Origin of the sequence: Pseudomonas sp. IT-P253, assembly GCF_949768125.1 — a bacterium.
Lineage (GTDB): Bacteria > Pseudomonadota > Gammaproteobacteria > Pseudomonadales > Pseudomonadaceae > Aquipseudomonas.
In genome coordinates, this window is the sequence record NZ_CATKPT010000014.1 from 53624 (window position 1) to 73218 (window position 19595).

A 19595-nucleotide genomic window follows, 5' to 3' on the forward strand; every position below is an offset into this window, starting at 1 on the left:
TCACGCGTCCTTCTGCTTGGTGCCGAAGATCTTGTCACCGGCATCGCCCAAGCCTGGGATGATGTAACCGTGTTCGTTCAGTTTTTCGTCAATGGAAGCGGTGTAGATGGTCACGTCCGGGTGAGCCTTTTCTACAGCGGCGATGCCTTCCGGCGCGGCCACCAGCACCATCGCGCGGATGTCGCGGCAACCGGCCTTTTTCAGCAGGTCAATGGTGGCGACCATGGAACTGCCGGTGGCGAGCATCGGGTCTATGATCATCGCCAGGCGTTCGTTGATTTCCGGGACCAGTTTTTCCAGATACGTGTGAGCCTGCAGCGTTTGTTCGTTGCGGGCCACGCCGACGGCGCTGACCTTGGCGCCCGGGATCAGGCTCAGCACGCCTTCCAGCATGCCGATACCGGCGCGCAGGATCGGTACCACGGTGATTTTCTTGCCGGCGATTTTCTCGACCGACACGGTGCCGCACCAGCCTTCGATATCGTAGGTTTCCAGCGGCAGGTCTTTGGTGGCTTCATAGGTCAGCAGGGCGCCGACTTCCTGAGCGAGCTCACGGAAATTCTTGGTGCTGATGTCTGCACGGCGCATCAGGCCAAGTTTATGACGGATCAGCGGATGGCGGATCTCGAGGATGGGCATGGGAAAGGCTCCGGCGGCGGGCAAAAAAACCGGCCTAGGTTAATCTATCCGAGGGTGTAGTCCTATAGACATCAAGTACGTTAGTCCACAAACGCTTGATCTGGCGGTGCGGGATGCGTACCTTTGCCCGCTTTTCCTTATCCGCCACCCCCCTGGAGAGCGCCATGTCCGCTGATCTCGACCATATCCGTCAAATCATGCGAGAAGCTGACCGCCTGTACAGCGAAGCTGAAGTCGAGGCGGCCATCGCCCGCGTCGGTGCACACATCAACGAACAACTCGCCGACAGCAATCCGGTGGTGTTCTGTGTGATGAACGGCGGCCTGATTTTTGCCGGCAAGCTGCTGACCCATCTGCACTTCCCGCTGGAAGCGTCCTACCTGCACGCTACCCGTTATCGCAACGAAACCAGCGGCGGCGATCTGTTCTGGAAAGCCAAGCCGGAAGTTTCGTTCATCGACCGTGACGTGCTGATCATCGACGACATCCTCGACGAAGGTCACACCCTGGGCGCGATCATCGACTTCTGCAAACACGCCGGCGCGCGCAAAGTGCACACCGCCGTGCTGATCGACAAGGACCACGACCGCAAGGCTCGCCCGGACCTGAAAGCCGATTTCGTCGGCCTGCCGTGCATCGACCGTTATATCTTCGGTTACGGCATGGACTACAAAGGCTACTGGCGTAACGCCAACGGGATTTTTGCCGTTAAAGGCCTGTAAGAACATGACCGCGACGAGCTTTCTTGATCAAACCCTGTTCGCTGAATTGGCCGAGAAAGCGGCAGCCAATCCTCGCGGGCGTCAGCATCACAACCTCCATCAGATGGAAGACGCCTGCCATCGTATGGTGGTTGGCTTGCAGCCCGACACCTATATCCCGCCTCACCGGCACGTGGGGGAAAACAAGGCTGAAACCTTGCTGGTCCTCAAAGGGCGACTGGGTGTGTTGATCTTCGATGAGTCTGGCGGGGTGCTGAGCAAACATATCCTGCAGGCCGGTGGCGACTGTCTCGGCGTGGACCTGCCAGCCGGTGTGTTCCATAGCCTGGTGGTACTGGAAGCGGACAGCCTGATGTTCGAGTGCAAGGCCGGCCCTTATCGTCCAGTCGGTGAGGGTGAGCTTGCTCACTGGGCGCCGCGTGAAGGCGAGCCTGGTGTGGCTGAATATCAGGTGTGGATGCGCGCGCAGTTCACCTGAAGCGCGCTCAATTTTCCCCGGCCAGCCAATGTTCGCTTTTGCGACGAGCCTGTTCCAGGTTGTTCACGTAGGCCAACTGACGCTGTTCCCGATGGATGCCCGCGCGTCTGAGCTTCAGGCGCACCCGGGGGGCGGTCGCCACCAGAATCAGGCCAATGCCGTCCGTGCGGTAATCCCTCAGGATATTGTCGAAGGCCGCCAGCGCCGTCATGTCCAGCATCGGCACGGCGCTCATCTCGACGATCACCACTTTGACCTCTGGACTGAATTTGCGTAGCACCCCCAAGGCTTTTTCGGCGGCGCCGAAGAACAGCGGCCCGCGTATCGCATAGCAACGAACATGCGCCGGCATGTCCTGCAAGGCTTGATGGTAGGCGGGGGGCAGTTCGGCAGTGTCCGTAAGATCGCTCATGCGCTTGATAAATAACCCGGCGGCCAGCAGCAGGCCGACGGCGACGGCCATCACCATGTCGAACAACACCGTCAGGCTCAGGCAGGTCAGTAAAACCAGCACATCGCTGCGGGGCGCGATGCGCAAGGTATGCAGCACGTGCCGGGCTTCGCTCATGTTCCAGGCCACCATGACCAGCAATGCGGCCAATGCAGCCATCGGCAGGTAGCTGAATAGCGGTGCGAGGACGAGTATCGCCATCAGCACCACCGCGCTGTGAATAATGGCTGCCAATGGCGAAAAGGCTCCGCTGCGCACGTTGGTGGCACTACGAGCAATTGCCGCCGTGGCAGTAATGCCGCCGAACAGCGGTGCGATCAGGTTGCCCAGGCCCTGGCCCAGCAGTTCTGCGTTGGGGTCGTGTTTGCTGCCGGTCATGCCATCCGCCACCACCGCACACAACAAGGATTCGATGGCGCCGAGCATGGCAATGGCGAACGCCGGCGCCATTAATTGACGGATCAAGTCGTAAGACAGGTGCAGCGGGTGGCCGTCGGGACCGGGTAGATTCCACGGCCAATCGAAGCTTGGCAGGAACGGCGGAATGCCGGGATGGCTGACGCCCTCGACTATATAGCTGAAACGCTCACCCAATGTCGCCACCGCCAGCCCACCGTGCTCCAGCGCCAACCCCAGGAGCGCGCCGATGGTCAGCGCCACCAGATGCCCCGGAATCCTCGGCACCCACCGTGGCCACACAATCAGAATAGCCAGGCATGCGATGCCGATAATCCCGTCCCCCAGCCGAGCGCTGGGCAACGCCAGAATCAGTACACCCAGCTGTTCGATGTAGTGCTCTGCCTGGCCGGCAGTGTTCAGGCCCAACAAGTCCTTCAATTGCAGAGTGGCAATGACAATGCCGATCCCGGCGGTAAAGCCCAGGGTGACCGGATACGGAATGTACTGAATCAACCGCCCGGCTCGAATCAGCCCCAGGGCAATGAGGATGACGCCGGCAAGCATGGTGCAGAGCAACAGGCCGCCCAGGCCATATTGTTGGGTGATGGGCAGCAGAATGACCACGAACGCGGCGGTCGGCCCGCTGACATTGAAACGCGAACCGCCTGTCAGGGCGATCAGGGGCGCGGCGATCAGTATCGTATACAACCCTTGCTGGGGCGGTACACCTACGGCAATCGCCAGGGCCATGGCCAACGGGATGGCGATAATCCCTACCGTCAACCCGGCACTGATGTCGCCGCGTAAGCGTCTGAAGGTGTAGCCGGCGCGCCAGGTCTGACGCCAGGCGGCGAACAACGGGGGAACGGAGAACGACATGAGCACTCCACGGTAGACGGCGCACCGTTGAACGACGGCTGAAAGCTCTTCCAGTATGGCCAGCCTTGTACTGCGAAGTATTGACCCATATCCCTAATTCGCGCGGTTGATCCTCATGCTAGAGTGCTCGGCTTCGCCCTGGGAGCCCGTCATGAGCCTTTTGATCCGCAGCTGCGCCACCCTGTTGCTGGCGCTCAGCCTACCCCTTGCCGCTGCTCCGGCGCCCATGCACGCACAGTTCTTGCCCCCGGACGACCTGACCCTGCGTGACGCCGAACCCGAACAGCAACAACTGTTGCAGGTCACCGAGTACTCTGTGGTGGTGGGCAGTCAGCGCCAGTCCACCCAACAGCCGATCCCGGTTACGTCTCCGGTACTGATCCGTCTCAAGGGAAAATCCTTGAACAAGGGCGCAACCATCAGCCAGGTGTTGGTCAACTTCGACGGCGAAAGCAAAAGCCTGAAAAAGCCGATCTACGATGACAAGAGCAAAACCCTGACGCTTTATTACCCGCTGGCCCAATACCGGATGGTCATCGACCTGCTGCGCAACGACACGGTGTATTGCCAGTTCCTCAGCTACGCCAACGGTCATGTCTGGGCTGATCTGCACACAGGCAGCGTTCGTTCGCGTTGAGCCCGGCGGCAAGGGAGGGGTAAACTGCCCGCCCCGTGAAATGTCTGCGAGCTGGAGTCGGCAATGCGTAAAGATAAGAAGCAAGTGATTGGTGACGAGATCGGCGATGAGCAGATCAAACTGTTCCTCGATTTTGAACCGGTCGACGCCACTTCACCGTCGCTGCACAAATTGATCAAGGCCTATCGCGGTCTGCGTATCGATGATTTCGAGCGTTTTCTGATGTTCTTCGTCGAAGCCGGTTTTGACCTGGACGGCAAGGATGAGCACGGCAATGATTTCGTCGCGGTGATCAAGGATCAGCGTAACGCGGCCGAGTACATTGAGCTGATCGCCAAGGCTCGCGGTTAACCCTTACCTGTAGGAGCCAGGCTTGCCGGCGAAGGCGTCCGTGAGATCGCTTTCGCCGGCAAGCCTGGCTCCTACAGAAGGCACAAAAAAACGCCCCGCACTCAATGAGTACGGGGCGTTTTTCATGCAACCGAATCAAGCGTAGCTTTCGGTCTCGTTACTGGCTTCAACCAGCTCCAGTGCGATGTTGTTGTGCGCATTGATCTTGCGATACAGCGCAGCATCGGTTTCCAGAACCTTTTCCCGAGCCGGGAAGATTTCCGCCAGTTTGGCAGCCCACTCGCCGGTCGCCTTGCCCGGGAAGCATTTTTCGATCAGTTCCAGCATGATCGAAACGGTGACCGACGCGCCTGGCGAAGCGCCGAGCAGGGCGGCCAGGGAGCCGTCCTTGGACGCGACCAGTTCGGTACCGAACTGCAGAACACCGCCTTTTTTCGGGTCTTTCTTGATGATCTGCACCCGTTGGCCAGCCACTTCCAGGCGCCAGTCTTCGGCTTTCGCTTCAGGGTAGAAGCGGCGCAGCGAATCCAGGCGTTGCTCCATCGACTGCATCACTTCGCTGACCAGGTACTTGGTCAGGTCCATGTTGTTTTTCGCCACGGCCAGCATCGGGCCGATGTTGCCGGCGCGAACCGACATCGGCAGGTCCATGAAGGAGCCGTGCTTGAGGAACTTGGTGGTGAAGCCGGCGTAAGGTCCGAACAGCAGGGACTTCTTGCCATCGACCACACGGGTGTCCAGGTGCGGCACCGACATCGGTGGCGAGCCCACGGCAGCCTGGCTGTAGACTTTGGCCTGATGGTGCTTGACCACTTCCGGGTTATCGCAACGCAGCCATTGGCCGCTGATCGGGAAGCCGCCGAAGCCTTTGCTTTCTTCGATGCCCGAGGCCTGCAACAGCGGCAATGCCGCGCCGCCAGCGCCGAGGAAGACGAATTTGGCGTCGACTTCACGGGTGTTGCCGCTGTTGACGTCCTTGATGCTGACGGTCCAGCCGCCGTTGTTACGCTTCAGGCCGGTCACACGCTTGCAGTACTTGACCTGGGCATCGGGTGCGCTGGTCAGGTGCTTGAGCAGTTGATTGGTCAGGGCGCCAAAGTTGACGTCGGTGCCGTTCATCACGCGGGTCGCGGCGACGACTTCGTCGGCTGGACGGCCCGGCATCATCAACGGCATCCACTCGGCCATGGTGGCCTTGTCTTCGGTGTATTCCATGTCCGAGAAGGCGTGGTGCTTGCTCAGCGTCTTGAAGCGTTCCTTGAGAAAGGAAACACCACTCTCGCTCTGCACGAAGCTCAGGTGCGGCACCGGGCTGATGAAGGTCTTGCACGAGCCGAAGGTGCCTTTTTTGGTCAGGTACGACCAGAACTGCTTCGACACCTCAAACTGGGTGTTGATGTGCACGGCTTTCTTGATGTCGACGGTGCCGTCGGCGGCCTGCGGTGTGTAGTTGAGCTCACACAGCCCGGCGTGACCGGTACCGGCGTTGTTCCACGGGTTCGAACTTTCCGCGGCACCGGAATCCATCAACTCGACGACTTCCAGCTTGATCGCGGGGTCGAGCTCTTTGAGCAGTACAGCAAGGGTGGCACTCATGATGCCGGCCCCAACCAGTACTACGTCGACTGCTTCGTTATGCGCCATTTAACGCGTCTCCAAAATCTGCAGCACCAAATTGTCGGCATGGCTGCCAGGAGTGACGGGGCGTGTCAGTGAGGCCCCAGGTACCCATGGCAGTGTCGCCATGTCCGAATCTTCGCAATTTTTCGCAACTTCGACGGACGCTACCGGTCGGGTTAATGAGCCCTATGAACTCATTTCAACGCGCGACTGGCAATTCGACTTATGGTCGAGACATCCGTTTGTGCAACCAAATCCGTAGCGGACAGGCTTCAGGCTCCGGTGTTCGAGGAATACTCGGTCCTGTGTCGTTGGGCTGTTTCAGACGCTAATGGTGCATATTCAGACGCAAAACTATTCATTTGCTCGCCACACTCTTGTGAAGTTGTGAAAACCCGTTTTTTTCACGCTCTTTTGAAGACGTGAACCTCAAAAAAGGGCTGTCCAGCCTGGCACCGTGCCCGGATGGATTGCCATCATGGGATACATGACAGGCAAAACGGGCAAACAGCTCAGTGACCGAGCGTAATGACAGCTCTGCAGATTCGCGAAAAGTGGGGTTTTTGCTCAAAGAACAGCAAGCGCGCCAGCTTCACTCGATCTGTGTGGGCGGCTCTCTGTGGGCGGTGCGGGGTGTCAATACCAAGGCATTAACGATGCTGCGAGGCCCGATCAGGAGACGTCCTTATAATCGGGGGGAGATTGTATCTAAGAAACGTGGGGAAATGGACGTGTTTGATGACTTTTATTAGACGTCTGGTCAGGTGGTCAACAGAGGTTGCACCCGCGCGCGCGGCTGGCGCTGGCTGACACGCGCGCTCGGAGGCAGGGGATGGTGCAGCCAGTCGAGATGGATTTCTTCGATTTCGACCCAGCCATCGCCCATCGGCTGGAGGCTGCACTGCTTGAACGCCTGGCACAGTCCCTCGCGGTCGAGCAGGGCAAAGCTGCGATGCAGCGGGCGTGGCGCGAACAGTGAGATGAGGTGACGCATGGCAAAGTACCGTGTAGGGGAACTGTTCTACAGGTTGCCCGTGAGTCGTGACGTGTTTGTGTGAGTACGGTGACAGAGGTGTGACAGGAACCGTGGTCTGAAGGGTTTGTCAGATATTTCGATAGTCACTGCGAGAAATGTATTTGCGAGACCGAACACTGGTTCGCAACGATGGCCCACCGCTATACTGCCAGCCTGTTTTTGCCTGATTCTGGAGAGAAGAGCATGTTGCAACGCCTGTTGTTCGGTTTGATCACTGTGACCAGCTTGACCCTGGTCGGCTGCGCCAACAGCCCGCAACAACTGAGTCCGGAACCGAAGCTGACCACTCAGCTCGCCCCAGTTGGCCATGGTCAGCAGGTCGTGGTCCGTGTAGTGGATGGTCGTCCGTCGCCAACCCTGGGAACCCGTGGTGGCCTGTATCCTGAGACCAGTGCGATTACGGTGCAGGGCACGCAGATTCTGCCGAAGTTACAGGCTCAGGCCGAAGCGGCCGTGCGTTTGCTGGGGTTTACCCCGGTCCCCAATGGCATGAATGCACCGCAGTTGACCGTGACCCTGGTCGAGTTGAAGTATCAGTCGCCTAAAGAAGGCATGTATGTGACTGAAGCGACCATTGGTGCGACGTTCCGCTCCGATGTGCAGAATGCCAATCGTCGTTACAGCGGTCGTTATGGTTCGTCCCTGGATCAGCGTTTTGGCATGGCGCCGAATCAGGAAACCAACACCAAGCTGGTCAGCGATGTGTTGAGCGATGCATTGACGCGTCTGTTCAAGGACCCGACTGTGGGTCAGATGCTCGGCGAGTAAATCGCTGGATTCAAAAAAGCCCGGTGCCAGCAATGGCCCCGGGCTTTTTCATGCCTGCCTGTTTTGCAGGTGTGCACCGTACAACTGTGGGAGCGAGCCTGCTCGCGAAGGCGTCGTGTCAGTCGACATCAATGAAACCGACACACCGCTTTCGCGAGCAGGCTCGCTCCTACAAAGGGATCTGCGTTGTCAGGCGGCTTGCGAATAGAAATCCAGCATGCTCACGCCTGTCAGCAAATCCGTCTCCGGCAAATCCGCGTGTTGATGCCCACTCAGCGCGCAATAGACCAGCCAGTGCCGATCCTGAACGTTGAAGGCAAGGCTTCCGACGAGGTTTTGTTGTTCGTCGCTTTGGGCGATGAGGTAGAGACGATCCTGATTTTCGGCGTGCAGCATGACGGGCTCCTTGTCCGTTTTGAGGAGCGCCAGACTGACGTATTCAGATGACGAAGCCGTGACGCAGGGCAGCAATCTGCCAAATGGTTCGTTATTTGTCGTAAAGCGCAGGGCAAGAGGGAAGGCTTTCGGTAGAATCCGCGCCGCAGTCGTCCGTCCGGCGTCTGCCACACCTGTTTTGCTTGAGGTCCGCGATGTCGCTGCATTTGATGACGCTGTTTACCGCCCACCCTGCCAAATTGATCAACCTGCTGGCGTTGCTGTTTGCGTTCCCGGGGAGTTGGTTGTTGCATGCCACCCGTCGCCGCGAACAACGTGCGCTGGCCAGCCTGGACGCGCAAACCCAGAGCCGTCGCATGGATGAGCCCACCTTGATGCTGGACGGCGCGACCTTGCGCATGAATCGGTTTTTCTATCGATTCGGCTTTGCTTGCCTGGGGGTGGCGTTGCTGGTGTCGTGGATCAGTACGCGGGTCTGAGTTGTTAAAGATCAAAAGATCTGGAATGAAAAACGGCGCCCGAAGGCGCCGTTGTCGTATTCAGGCCAAAAACTTTACAGCGGCAATCCCGCTTTCACGCGGTACTGATTGCGCACCGGCATTGCATATTGCAGCACCAGGAATGGACGATGTTCCTCGGGGCAAGCCTCCAGACGTTGCTGCCATTGCTCCTGGGCCTTGGCCAGTTCGTCGGCCGGGAACACCTCGGCGGCTTTTGGAACCTGCAATTGCGGGTCGGCATCCTTCCATTGCGCGTAGGCCAGGTAGTGCACCGGGAACAGGCGGTAGCCGCCGAGGATCTGCCGGTCCATCTCGATCGCCAACAGCTTGGTGTCTTCGAACAACTCGGTGATCGGCGAGGCGAAGTTCACGTGAACGCGGCCCTTGTAACCGGTGATGCCCTTGGCAATGCTCGCGTCATCCTCGCCCGGCACTTTGGTGTAGCTGCCGGTGGTTGCGCGGATGAACAGTTCGCGGGCCTTGGCCTGGTCACACGGGTCGTATTCGTAGCTGATCGACACCGGGGTGACATTCAGCGAGCGGATGACTTCGCCGAACGGCTCGTCCTTGCGGCTCATGTGGAACATTTTGAGGATGGCCGACTCGGTGCGGTCGTCGCCGTCCTTGGCCCGGCCTTCGGCCTGGGCGATCCAGATCGATGCGCAATCGTGGCGGATCGAGTGGTTGATGTAAGCCGACAGCAGCTGATACGCCGCCATCTTTTCGCGGCGACCGGCGATCGAACGGTGCACGATGAAACTCTTGTTCAAGCGCATCAGGTCGCTGACGAAGGGTTTTTGCAGCAGGTTGTCGCCGATCGCGATGCGCGGTGTCGGCAGGCCGGCGTGGTACACGGCGTAGTTGACGAAGGCCGGGTCCATCACGATGTCGCGGTGGTTGGCGATGAACAGATAGGCGCTGCCAGACTTGAACTGCTCGACGCCGGTGTACGTCACACCGTCCGTGGCCCGCTCGATGGTGTGGTCGACATACATCTCGACTTTGTCCTGCAACGTGGCCACCGATGTGACATCAGCAAACTCGCGGCGCAGCCGATGAGCTATAAGAGGTTTGAGCATCCAGCCGAATGCACCGGCAAAACGCGGGAAGCGGAAGTGGGTGAGGATATCTAGAAACGCCTTGTCGCCGAGCAGCCTTTCCAGCACCGCTGGGACTTCGCTGTCGTCGTAAGGTCGGATGGCATCGAATTCGCCCATCATGCTCTCTTGTTAGAAACGGCTAGGGTAAGTAAAGGTTTTGATCGAAAACCAGCGGGGCACGGTCTGAAAAAGTAGCCAGACAAAAATAGCCCTGCAAATAGACCGGCGATTATACGCACAAGTCACCTGGGAGACCGCGATGCTGGAAACTGCGCAGTATGAATGTCCGTATTGTGGTGAAGAGGTTGAGACGACCGTGGATCTGTCCGGGGGGGATCAGACCTATATTGAAGATTGCCAGGTGTGCTGCCGGCCGATCACGTTTGTTTTACAGGTTCATGACGAGGAATGGCATCTCGAAGTTTTTAGTGAAAACGAATGAGAGGGGCACCCCGATGCAGCGAATCTACGAGCCGGAAAACCTGATGGAAGGCGAGTTGTTGCAAAGCATGTTGGCCAGCGAGGGGATAGAGGCGCATCTGGTGGGGCGTGATTTACTCGGTGGCACCGGCGAATTGCCTATCTTCGGCCTTTTGGGATTGTCGGTGGATAATGACCAGGCGCAATACGCCCGGGAGTTGATCACCGCGTACAATGCCGCGCTGCCGCTGCCCGGCGATGAACCGGAGAGCTTCCCAGGCACGCTGGTCTGTTAGGCTGGCGTTCGTTTTATCAAGAGTCGTGCTGCCCCATGTGTGGACGTTATGCCCTGTTTCGCTGGAACCCCGCCTTCGCGGCCCTGCCTGGCTTTCCCGCCGATCAGCAGGCCCAGTGGAATATTTCCCCAAACGATTCGGTGTTAATGCTGCGTGCAGGCGTCGATGGTCAACGTGAGTTGGCACGAGCACGCTGGGGTTTGACGCCGCCGTGGCTGACCGATCTGTCCCGTACGCCGGCCCATGCCCGGGCCGAAACCGTAGCCGAGCAACCGATGTTCCGCCAGGCCTTGCGCGAGCGCCGTTGCCTGCTGCCGGCCAATGGTTTTTACGAATGGCGCGGCACCACACGCAAACGCCCGTATTGGCTGACGCCGGGGGAGGGCTCGGCGCTGTTTTTTGCGGCGATTTGGGAGGCGTATCCGGTGCAGGAACAGGTCTGGTTGAGTACGGCGGTGATCACCCAGCCGGCGGCCAGTCAGCGTCGACCGTTGATTCTTGATGAGGCCGGGCAGGCGGCGTGGCTCGATCCGCAGACGCCGTTGCATGTGTTGCAGGGGTTGCTTGCCAGTGAGCCCGCGGCATTGCGCGAGCGGGTGTTGGCCAATTTGGTGAATGATCCGAAGTTGAATGCGCCGGAGTGTCTGACCCCGGGTTGAGTTTTGCGGTGCCGGTGCTGGCCCCTTCGCGAGCAGGCTCGCTCCCACAGTTGACCGAGGTGCCCAGACGGACGCGATCAAATGTGGGAGCGAGCCTGCTCGCGAAGGGGCCTTTGGATCAAACCTTGAACTGATTGATCAACCGCCGCTGCTGCTCCGCCAATTTGGTCAGGCCCGCACTCGCCGCACTCGATTCATCCGCCCCGCCTGCCACTTCATTGGCCACTTGCCCAATGTTGATCACGTTGCGGTTGATGTCATCCGCCACGGCGCTCTGCTCTTCGGCCGCTTTCGCCGCATGCTGCACGCTTTCGTCGGTGCGGTTCTGGCTGTCTTCCATCACCCGCACAACGTCACGTGTGCCTTGTTGCAGTTGCTGGATCATGGTCTGAATTTCTTCAGTAGCCTTTTGAGTCTTCTGCGCCAGGTTGTGCACCTCGTCCGCCACCACCGCAAAACCACGGCCCTGTTCGCCAGCCCGGGCCGCTTCGATGGCCGCGTTCAAGGCCAGCAGGTTGGTCTGCTCGGCGATCCCGCGAATGGCGGTGAGGATCGCGTTGATGTTCTCGCTATCCTTGGCCAGGGTCTGCACCACGCCGACAGCCTTGCCGATTTCAATCGCCAGCACACCAATCGAGTTCGACGTGTCCCGGACGATCTGCATGCCCTGCGCCGCGGCCTGATCGGCATGGCTGGCGGCTTGCGCCGCCTGGGTCGCATTGCGCGCCACATCCTGGGCCGTGGCGGTCATTTCGTGCACCGCCGTGGCAACTTGATCGATCTCGGCCATTTGCTTCTGCACGCCGATGTTGGTGCGGATGGCGATGTCGGCCGTGTGTTCCGATGAATCGCTGACGCTCTGCACCGAGGTCACCACTTGCGTGATCATCGCCTGCAACTTGGCCAGGAAGGTGTTGAAGCCTTTGGCGATCGAACCCAATTCGTCGGCGCGATCGCTGGTCAGGCGGCGTGTCAGGTCGCCTTCACCTTTGGCAATGTCATCGAGCATGGCGACCATTTGCTTGAGTGGCCGGGCAATGCCGTGGCCCACCAGCCAGATCACCGGCAAGCCGATACCCGCGATCAATAGACCGACCATGGCCATGCCGAAGGTATCGGACTTGCGCTGGGTGTTCAGGTCGCCTTGAAGTTTTTGCAGATCCGCCATCACCGCATTCAGCGGCAGTTGCAGCATCAGGGTCCAACGAGCGTCGGTCTGTCCGATGCCGAACGGCAGGGGGCTCGAAGGCCATGAGCAGGGTGGGGCGAATTGACTGTTTTGGAGTGGTGGATGTCGCAACAGAATTATCGTGGGCCTTTACCGGTGGACGTCGTTGTGTGAATTTTATCCTGCCGTGACGAAAGCTTTGTCTGAAAAGTACCTCTGGATGGCATTTGTATCTGGCGTCGATACCATTCCCCACCTAGGATACGCGGCATGTTTTCAGGGAGTTTTTTGATGAACAAGACATTGGTTTTGTGTGCACTGAGTGCAGGTTTGTTGCTCGCCGGTTGCCAGTCGGTTAATACCACCAACGGTGGTGCCGTGGGCGTTGAGCGCAAACAGTACATGTTCAGCATGCTGTCGACTGATGAGGTCAACCAGATGTACGCCCAGTCTTATCAAAAGACAGTTGGCCAGGCGAGCACCCAAGGTGTGTTGGACAAGACCAGTAATGAAGCCAAGCGCGTCCAGGCCATTGCCGATCGGCTGATTGCCCAGGCACCGGTTTTTCGTCCGGATTCGGCCCAGTGGAAGTGGGAAGTCAACCTGATCAAGAGCGACGAGCTCAACGCCAACTGCGGCCCTGGTGGCAAGATCATTTTCTACACCGGGCTGATCGACAGCCTGCAATTGACTGACGATGAAATCGCCGCCGTCATGGGCCATGAAATCGCCCACGCGTTGCGCGAGCACGGTCGTGAAGCGATGTCCAAGGCCTACGGCATTGAAATGGCCAAGCAGGGCGCCGGTGCCTTGTTGGGTCTGAGCCAGGACAGCCTGGCGCTGGCGGATACCGTGGCGAACTACGGCATGACGCTGCCCAACAGCCGCGCCAACGAAAACGAGGCGGACCTGATCGGTCTGGAACTGGCCGCGCGAGCCGGCTATAACCCGAACGCTGCGATCACCCTCTGGAACAAGATGAGCAAGGCCTCGGAAAGTTCGCCGCCTGAGTTCATGAGTACTCACCCGGCGTCGTCCAGTCGTATTGCTTCATTACAGGCGGCGATTCCGAAGGTGATGCCGTTGTACGAGCAGGCCAAAAAGAACTGACAGTCATGCGGCGCGGCTGCTGACGCCTTCGCGAGCAGGCTCGCTCCCACATTTGATCGCATTCCAAATGTGGGAGCGAGCCTGCTCGCGAAGAACGATCACTCGGTGCTATTGACTAAACGCATCAAACCCAGCCGCTGCTCTGCATCGCCTTGTACACCGCAACCACCGCCAGGATGAAGAACGCCGCGGCCGCCAAACGACGGATCAACGTCAATGGCAATTTATCCGCCGCAAAATTACCGGCCAGTACCACCGGCACGTTGGCAATCAACATGCCGGCGGTGGTGCCGATGATCACCAGCCACAGTTCCGGGTATTGCGCGGCGAGCATGATGGTCGCGATCTGGGTCTTGTCGCCGATTTCGGCGAGGAAGAATGCGATCAGCGTGGTCAGGAACGGCCCGAACTTGCGGGCCGTGCTGGCTTCGTCGTCATCCATCTTGTCCGGCACCAGGGTCCACAGCGCGGTCGCGGAGAAACTTGCGGCGAGGATCCAGTGCAGCATCGCATCCGAGAAGAAACTGCCGACCCAGGCGCCTACCGCGCCGGCTGCCGCATGGTTGGCCAGGGTCGCGGCGATGATGCCGGCGATGATCGGCCAGGGTTTGCGAAAGCGGGCGGCGAGAATGAGCGCGAGCAGTTGCGTCTTGTCGCCGATTTCGGCCAAGGCAACGATTGCGGTGGGAACGAGTAAAGAATCCAGCATCAGGGTTTTTCCTAAGGGGCGGGTCGACACGGCTATGACACGTACAGCCTTCCCGCCCCGGGTAAGGTGTTCGTGTCATAGGTCTTGTCAAACCCTGCGATCCGACTGATGCGGACGCGTGGGTCGCATACGCCATGGTCTGAGGACCAAGTATGTTGACGTATGCCGGACGAGCATGGCGCTCGTGGGAGACTACTCCCCTAGGACGGAGCGGATTCTGCCTAGGCAAACCCGATAGGGCAAGCCTCTTTTAAAAAAGAAGTGCTAGCCGCGTTTGGCCCGGTAAATTCTGAAACCTTGCCCTTCGGCTTTGATCGCGCACACGCCGAGGTGCTCTTCGATCAGCGGTTGATATTTAAGGAAACTGTTGGCGACCAAGCGAAGTTCGCCACCGTTTTTCAGATGTTTGGCCGCTTTTCGCAGCAAGTTTTCGGTCGCGAAGTAATCCGTGTGAACGCCGACATGGAACGGTGGGTTGCTCAAGATCGCACTCAAACCCATCGGCGCAGCATCGATGCCATCACCGGTAATCACGTCGGCTTCCAGACCGTTGGCAGCCAGCGTCAGGCGACTGCTGGCGGCGGCGAAGGCATCCACGTCGAGCAACGTGACCTGGTTGTGCGGATAACGACGTTTCACCGCTGCCCCCAACACGCCGGCGCCGCAACCGAAATCCAGTAAATGCCCACTCGGTAATTTGTCCAGATGCTCCAGCAACAGCGCGCTGCCGCGATCCAGTCGACCGTGGCTGAACACGCCCGGCAGGCTGATGACTTTAAGTGGACCTTCGGCCAGTGGCAGCTCATAGGTCTGGGCCAGGCTTTCCAGCGATTTGGCTTCTGGCGCATTGGCCACGGTGACTTGCCAGAGCTGGCAATGCCGCGCGCTGTCGAGCTTGCGTGGTTTACCGAACGGGTTCAGTTGCTTGGCTGCACCTTCGATGCCACTGCGTTTTTCGCCCACCAGGTACAACTCACGCCCGGCCAGGCGCGAGGCGAGGGCGTTGAGGATGTAGTCGGTCAGGTCCTTGGACTTGGGCAGAAACACCACCGCGCTATCGAATTCGCGTTCCGGGACGTCCACGCCAAAATGGCTGCGCTCGGCGAAGCGGGCGTCCAGCGCGGCCTGGTCGCCGGCATGCCAGCACCAGCCATGAGCATCGGGCAGGCGGCCCAACAGATCATCGGCGGGCAAACCGGCCAGCAACACCGAGCCCTGGAATAACTCGGCCTGACGAAGCAGTACTTCACTGCGCGGATCCATAATCTGCTCCCTGAAAAAAAGTGCAGCAGTCTATCAACTGACGACCCGCAGTGCCTTACCGCTGAAGAAACCCTGAGCATTTTCGGTCAATTGGCCAACGATCCGCTGCCGCGCCTCGCGACTGCCCCAGGCGTTATGCGGCGTGACGATCAGTCGTGGAATGTCAGCGGCCAGTAACGGGTTGCCAGCGGACGGAGGCTCGACACTCAGCACGTCAGTCGCCGCACCGCCGAGGTGACCGTTGCGCAAGGCATCGGCCAGCGCCTGTTCGTCGATCAAACCACCGCGTGCGGTGTTGACCACGAAGGCGCCGGGTTTCATTGAGGCCAGCTCACGGGCGCCAATGAAGTGGCGGGTGTGTTCATTGAGCGGGCAGTGCAGGGTCAGCGCGTCGATTTGCGGCAGCAGTTGATCCAGCGGCAATCGGTCCGCTCGGGCAGGGCGCCCGGGAATTTGACCCAGCAGTACGCGCATGCCGAAGGCTTCGGCCAGTCGCGCCACCGCGCCGCCCAGTTCGCCGTGACCGAGCAGGCCAAGGGTTTTGCCTTGCAGTTCGACGATCGGGTAATCCAGCAAGCAGAATTGTTTCGCTTGCTGCCAACGGCCTTCGCCAACGGCTTTCTGATAGTCGGCGAGGCGCGTCGCCATATTGAGCAACAACATGATCGTGTGCTGCGCCACCGACGGCGTGCCGTAACCCTGGCAATTGCAGACGGTAACGCCGTGAGCACGGGCGGCGGCAAGGTCGACGTTGTTGGTGCCGGTGGCGGTGATCAGGATCAGCTTCAGCTCGGGGCTGGCGGCGATGGCCGCGGCGTCGATCAGGATCTTGTTGCTGATGGCGACGGTAGCGCCCTTGAGGCGTTCGATGACTTGATCCGGTGCGGTTTGCGCAAACAGTTGCAAATCATCGAAGCAATCGCGCAGCGGACTGAGATCGAGATCGCCAAGATCCAGCGATGGATGATCGAGGAAAACGGCGCGGCGAGAGTTCGTCATCAACTGTACCTTTTGTGCATTGAACTGAAGGCGTAATCTGCCGAGCCTACCAGATGAAACAAATGGTTACCCATTGCACCAAAGTGGCTAAGTTCGCGCACTATGCAATGAAGCGACGATGCCCCCGTAGCAGCTGGCGAAGCCTGCGTTCGGCTGCGAAGCAGTCGTGAAATCAAGCACCGCGCTCTTTCAGAAAGCCCGCACGCTCAGGTAACGACTGCTTCGCAGCCGAACGCAGGCTTCGCCAGCTGCTACAAGTGATGTCGTTGGCGGGAATTTTATTTGACCAGAATGCCCAAAGGAGCCCCCCCCCATGTACTGGACAGAGTTTTTGACCGTTGCCCTGATTCACTTGCTGGCCGTCGCCAGTCCCGGCCCTGACTTTGCGGTGGTGGTGCGTGAGAGTGTGACTCACGGTCGTCGCGCGGGTACCTGGACGGCGCTGGGCGTCGGTACGGCGATTTTCCTCCACGTGGGCTATTCACTGCTGGGCATTGGCCTGATCGTGTCGCAGTCGATCGTGCTGTTCAACGCCTTGAAATGGGCCGCCGCCGCTTACCTGCTGTACATCGGCTTCAAGGCCCTGCGTGCACAACCGGCGAAACCGGTGGCGGACGATCTGCACAAGGAGGCGGGCGAGCGCACGGCACGCGGTGCTTTTACTTCCGGTTTTGTGACCAACGGTCTGAATCCGAAAGCCACACTGTTCTTCCTGTCGCTGTTCACCGTGGTGATCAACCCGCACACGCCGCTGGCGGTGCAGGCCGGCTACGGGGTTTACCTCGCAGTGGCCACGGCTGTGTGGTTCTGCCTGGTGGCGATGCTGTTCAGCCAGCAGCGGGTGCGCGCCGGGTTCGCCCGTATGGGGCACTGGTTCGACCGGACGATGGGCGCAGTGCTGATCGCCATTGGCGTAAAACTCGCGCTCACCGAGATGCATTGATCAACCGCGCCGCCCTGTAGGAGCGAGCTTGCTCGCGAAGGGCTTGAGGGCAACGGGTTTACTCGGGAAGGGTGCATTATCGTTAACGTCCTTCGCGAGCAAGCTCGCTCCTACATTCTCCGGTCAACATACAAGATCGCAGCCTGCGGCAGCTCTATGTTCATGTGGCTGTGAGTGCTGGCGCAACGCCATCATTTGCCTGGCACTACAAATCATTCCTTTGGCTGATTTGGCTGGCGTATAAGAGCACTAGAGTGCTTACTTTCAGTCACGACCGAGCAGTCAGAAAAGGGATTCTTATGTTACAGACTCGCGTTATTCCCCCAGCCGAAGGCGCTTACCAGTATCCGCTGCTGATTAAACGGCTGCTGATGTCCGGTGCTCGTTACGAGAAAACCCGCGAGATCGTGTACCGCGATCAGTTACGCTACAGCTATCCGACCCTGATCGAGCGGGTCGCACGACTGGCCAATGTATTGACGGCGGCCGGGGTAAAAGCCGGAGATACAGTGGCGGTGATGGATTGGGACAGCCATCGTTACCTGGAGTGCATGTTCGCCATCCCGATGATTGGCGCAGTGATCCACACCATCAATGTGCGCCTGTCGCCGGAACAGATCCTCTACACAATGAACCACGCCCAGGACCGCTTCGTGCTGGTCAACAGCGAGTTCGTGGGGCTCTACCAGGCAATCGCGGGGCACCTGACCACGGTCGAGAAAACCCTGCTGTTGACCGACCTGCCGGAAAAAACCGCCGACCTGCCGAACCTGATCGGCGAGTATGAGCAACTGCTGGCCGCCGCGAGCACGCAGTACGACTTCCAGGACTTCGACGAAAACTCGGTCGCGACCACCTTCTACACGACCGGCACGACGGGCAATCCCAAAGGCGTGTACTTCACCCATCGGCAACTGGTGCTGCACACCATGGGGGTGTCGACCATCATGGGGGCCATCGACAGCGTGCGGCTGTTGGGCACCAACGACGTGTACATGCCTATCACCCCGATGTTCCACGTGCACGCCTGGGGGTTGCCGTATGTGGCAACCATGCTCGGGCTCAAGCAGGTTTATCCCGGTCGCTACGACCCGGAATATCTGGTGGAGCTGTGGCGCAAGGAAAAGGTCAGCTTCTCCCACTGCGTGCCGACCATCCTGCAAATGGTCCTCAACTCCAAGGCTGCGCAAAACACCGACTTCGGTGGCTGGAAAATCGTTATCGGCGGCAGTGCGTTGAACCGGGCACTGTATGACGCCGCCAAGGCCAAGGGCATTCAGCTGACCGCCGCCTATGGCATGTCGGAAACCGGTCCGCTGGTGTCGTGTGCTCACCTCAACGACGAGTTGATGGCAGGCACTGAAGACGAGCGCACCACGTATCGGATCAAGGCCGGAGTGCCGGGGCCATTAGTGGAGGCGGCGATCGTCGACACCGAAGGCAACTTCCTGCCCGCCGATGGCGAGACTCAAGGGGAGCTGGTCCTGCGTGCGCCGTGGCTCACCGAAGGCTATTTCAATGAGCCGCACAAGGGGGCCGAGCTCTGGGCCGGGGGCTGGCTGCATACCGGCGACGTGGCGACCCTGGACAGCATGGGCGTGATCGACATTCGCGACCGCATCAAGGACGTGATCAAGACGGGGGGCGAGTGGATCTCTTCTCTGGACCTGGAGGACTTGATCAGCCGCCATGTGGCGGTACGCGAAGTAGCAGTGGTGGGCATTGCCGATCCGCAGTGGGGCGAGCGCCCGTTTGCGTTGCTGGTGGTCCGCGAAGGGCATGTGATAGGGGCCAGGGAACTCAAGGAACACCTTAAGCCGTTTGTGGAGCTGGGGCACCTGAGCAAGTGGGCTATCCCGAGCCAGATCGCCCTTGTTACTGAAATTCCCAAGACCAGTGTCGGCAAACTCGACAAGAAGCGGATTCGCGTCGACATTACTGAATGGCAGGCCAACAACAGCACCTTCCTCTCGACGCTTTAAGCGCCCCCCTGGCGTGCCATAAACGGCACGCCAGCCCCACCAAGCAAGCGCTTGGCTTGTGAAGTTCGCG

General features: G+C 59.4%; 21 protein-coding genes, 1 pseudogene and 1 riboswitch. Of the genes and pseudogenes, 12 read left to right on the forward strand and 10 right to left on the reverse strand.

All coding sequences use genetic code 11. The annotated features are described in order from the left end of the window. A complete protein-coding gene (gene upp / locus ACM6IR_RS09800) occupies positions 1–639 on the reverse strand; it encodes a uracil phosphoribosyltransferase (protein ID WP_218438477.1) in 639 nt (212 codons plus the stop codon). A gap of 164 nt (positions 640–803) precedes the next feature. On the opposite strand from upp, the gene ACM6IR_RS09805 reads away from it, so the two are divergent. Beyond that, positions 804–1361: a hypoxanthine-guanine phosphoribosyltransferase gene (locus ACM6IR_RS09805; RefSeq protein ID WP_414907531.1), complete on the forward strand. Its 558-nt coding sequence runs from the start codon at positions 804–806 to the stop codon at positions 1359–1361. Positions 1362–1365: 4 nt separating this feature from the next. Then, entirely contained in the window at positions 1366–1839 is a 474-nt protein-coding gene (locus ACM6IR_RS09810) for a WbuC family cupin fold metalloprotein (protein WP_414907532.1), read from the forward strand. Positions 1840–1846: 7 nt separating this feature from the next. On the opposite strand, the gene dauA is transcribed toward ACM6IR_RS09810, so the two are convergent. Beyond that, on the reverse strand, positions 1847–3568 hold the full coding sequence (gene dauA / locus ACM6IR_RS09815; RefSeq protein WP_414907533.1) for a C4-dicarboxylic acid transporter DauA: 1722 nt from the start codon (positions 3566–3568) through the stop codon (positions 1847–1849). Positions 3569–3719: 151 nt separating this feature from the next. Here dauA and ACM6IR_RS09820 point away from each other — a divergent pair, with 151 nt between their 5' ends. Both ACM6IR_RS09820 and ACM6IR_RS09825 read left to right on the forward strand, forming a co-directional pair. After that, on the forward strand, positions 3720–4205 hold the full coding sequence (locus ACM6IR_RS09820) for a hypothetical protein (protein ID WP_414907534.1): 486 nt from the start codon (positions 3720–3722) through the stop codon (positions 4203–4205). A gap of 63 nt (positions 4206–4268) precedes the next feature. Then, positions 4269–4556 carry a PA4642 family protein gene (locus tag ACM6IR_RS09825; RefSeq protein ID WP_414907535.1) on the forward strand — a complete coding sequence of 96 codons (288 nt, stop codon included), beginning with the start codon at positions 4269–4271 and terminating at the stop codon, positions 4554–4556. A 135-nt stretch (positions 4557–4691) separates the two neighbouring features. On the opposite strand, the gene mqo is transcribed toward ACM6IR_RS09825, so the two are convergent. Beyond that, complete coding sequence (gene mqo, locus ACM6IR_RS09830; protein WP_414907536.1) at positions 4692–6200, reverse strand: malate dehydrogenase (quinone); 1509 nt, start codon at positions 6198–6200, stop codon at positions 4692–4694. A gap of 736 nt (positions 6201–6936) precedes the next feature. Continuing rightward, positions 6937–7170 (reverse strand): hypothetical protein, encoded by a 234-nt coding sequence (locus tag ACM6IR_RS09835; protein WP_414907537.1) that lies wholly within the window; start codon positions 7168–7170, stop codon positions 6937–6939. Between the two features lie 225 nt (positions 7171–7395). Here ACM6IR_RS09835 and ACM6IR_RS09840 point away from each other — a divergent pair, with 225 nt between their 5' ends. Beyond that, positions 7396–7980, forward strand: a complete 585-nt coding sequence (locus ACM6IR_RS09840) for a YajG family lipoprotein (RefSeq protein WP_414907538.1) — start codon at positions 7396–7398, stop codon at positions 7978–7980. A gap of 189 nt (positions 7981–8169) precedes the next feature. On the opposite strand, the gene ACM6IR_RS09845 is transcribed toward ACM6IR_RS09840, so the two are convergent. Further along, positions 8170–8376 (reverse strand): hypothetical protein, encoded by a 207-nt coding sequence (locus ACM6IR_RS09845; RefSeq protein WP_414907573.1) that lies wholly within the window; start codon positions 8374–8376, stop codon positions 8170–8172. Positions 8377–8570: 194 nt separating this feature from the next. Here ACM6IR_RS09845 and ACM6IR_RS09850 point away from each other — a divergent pair, with 194 nt between their 5' ends. Further along, positions 8571–8855 (forward strand): hypothetical protein, encoded by a 285-nt coding sequence (locus tag ACM6IR_RS09850; protein ID WP_414907539.1) that lies wholly within the window; start codon positions 8571–8573, stop codon positions 8853–8855. A gap of 74 nt (positions 8856–8929) precedes the next feature. Here ACM6IR_RS09850 and ACM6IR_RS09855 read toward each other — a convergent pair whose 3' ends face one another. Beyond that, complete coding sequence (locus ACM6IR_RS09855; protein WP_414907540.1) at positions 8930–10093, reverse strand: 1-acyl-sn-glycerol-3-phosphate acyltransferase; 1164 nt, start codon at positions 10091–10093, stop codon at positions 8930–8932. A gap of 142 nt (positions 10094–10235) precedes the next feature. Here ACM6IR_RS09855 and ACM6IR_RS09860 point away from each other — a divergent pair, with 142 nt between their 5' ends. Genes ACM6IR_RS09860 through ACM6IR_RS09870 form a run of 3 tightly spaced genes read left to right on the forward strand, consistent with a single transcriptional unit; the run spans position 10236 to position 11351 of the window. Then, entirely contained in the window at positions 10236–10418 is a 183-nt protein-coding gene (locus ACM6IR_RS09860; RefSeq protein WP_414907541.1) for a CPXCG motif-containing cysteine-rich protein, read from the forward strand. 13 nt (positions 10419–10431) lie between these two features. Next, complete coding sequence (locus ACM6IR_RS09865) at positions 10432–10692, forward strand: putative signal transducing protein (RefSeq protein ID WP_059406176.1); 261 nt, start codon at positions 10432–10434, stop codon at positions 10690–10692. A gap of 35 nt (positions 10693–10727) precedes the next feature. Continuing rightward, a complete protein-coding gene (locus tag ACM6IR_RS09870; protein ID WP_414907542.1) occupies positions 10728–11351 on the forward strand; it encodes an SOS response-associated peptidase in 624 nt (207 codons plus the stop codon). Between the two features lie 118 nt (positions 11352–11469). Here the strand turns inward: ACM6IR_RS09870 and ACM6IR_RS09875 are convergent. After that, positions 11470–12588, reverse strand: a pseudogene (locus ACM6IR_RS09875) (methyl-accepting chemotaxis protein); the annotation flags it as partial. 222 nt (positions 12589–12810) lie between these two features. On the opposite strand from ACM6IR_RS09875, the gene ACM6IR_RS09880 reads away from it, so the two are divergent. Further along, positions 12811–13629 (forward strand): M48 family metallopeptidase, encoded by an 819-nt coding sequence (locus tag ACM6IR_RS09880; protein ID WP_414907543.1) that lies wholly within the window; start codon positions 12811–12813, stop codon positions 13627–13629. Positions 13630–13753: 124 nt separating this feature from the next. On the opposite strand, the gene ACM6IR_RS09885 is transcribed toward ACM6IR_RS09880, so the two are convergent. The 3 genes from ACM6IR_RS09885 to ACM6IR_RS09895 all read right to left on the reverse strand — a co-directional run bounded on the left by ACM6IR_RS09885 (position 13754) and on the right by ACM6IR_RS09895 (position 16600). After that, the gene (locus ACM6IR_RS09885) at positions 13754–14338 is read right to left on the reverse strand and encodes a TMEM165/GDT1 family protein (RefSeq protein WP_414907544.1); all 585 of its coding nucleotides are present in this window, start codon (positions 14336–14338) and stop codon (positions 13754–13756) included. A 90-nt stretch (positions 14339–14428) separates the two neighbouring features. After that, positions 14429–14551, reverse strand: a riboswitch (yybP-ykoY riboswitch). Positions 14552–14602: 51 nt separating this feature from the next. Then, the gene (locus ACM6IR_RS09890; protein WP_414907545.1) at positions 14603–15601 is read right to left on the reverse strand and encodes a methyltransferase; all 999 of its coding nucleotides are present in this window, start codon (positions 15599–15601) and stop codon (positions 14603–14605) included. A 33-nt stretch (positions 15602–15634) separates the two neighbouring features. After that, the gene (locus tag ACM6IR_RS09895; protein ID WP_414907546.1) at positions 15635–16600 is read right to left on the reverse strand and encodes a 2-hydroxyacid dehydrogenase; all 966 of its coding nucleotides are present in this window, start codon (positions 16598–16600) and stop codon (positions 15635–15637) included. Between the two features lie 313 nt (positions 16601–16913). Here ACM6IR_RS09895 and ACM6IR_RS09900 point away from each other — a divergent pair, with 313 nt between their 5' ends. Continuing rightward, complete coding sequence (locus tag ACM6IR_RS09900) at positions 16914–17543, forward strand: LysE family translocator (protein ID WP_414907547.1); 630 nt, start codon at positions 16914–16916, stop codon at positions 17541–17543. Between the two features lie 299 nt (positions 17544–17842). Next, a complete protein-coding gene (locus ACM6IR_RS09905) occupies positions 17843–19525 on the forward strand; it encodes a fatty acid--CoA ligase (protein WP_414907548.1) in 1683 nt (560 codons plus the stop codon). Positions 19526–19595: the final 70 nt, after the last annotated feature.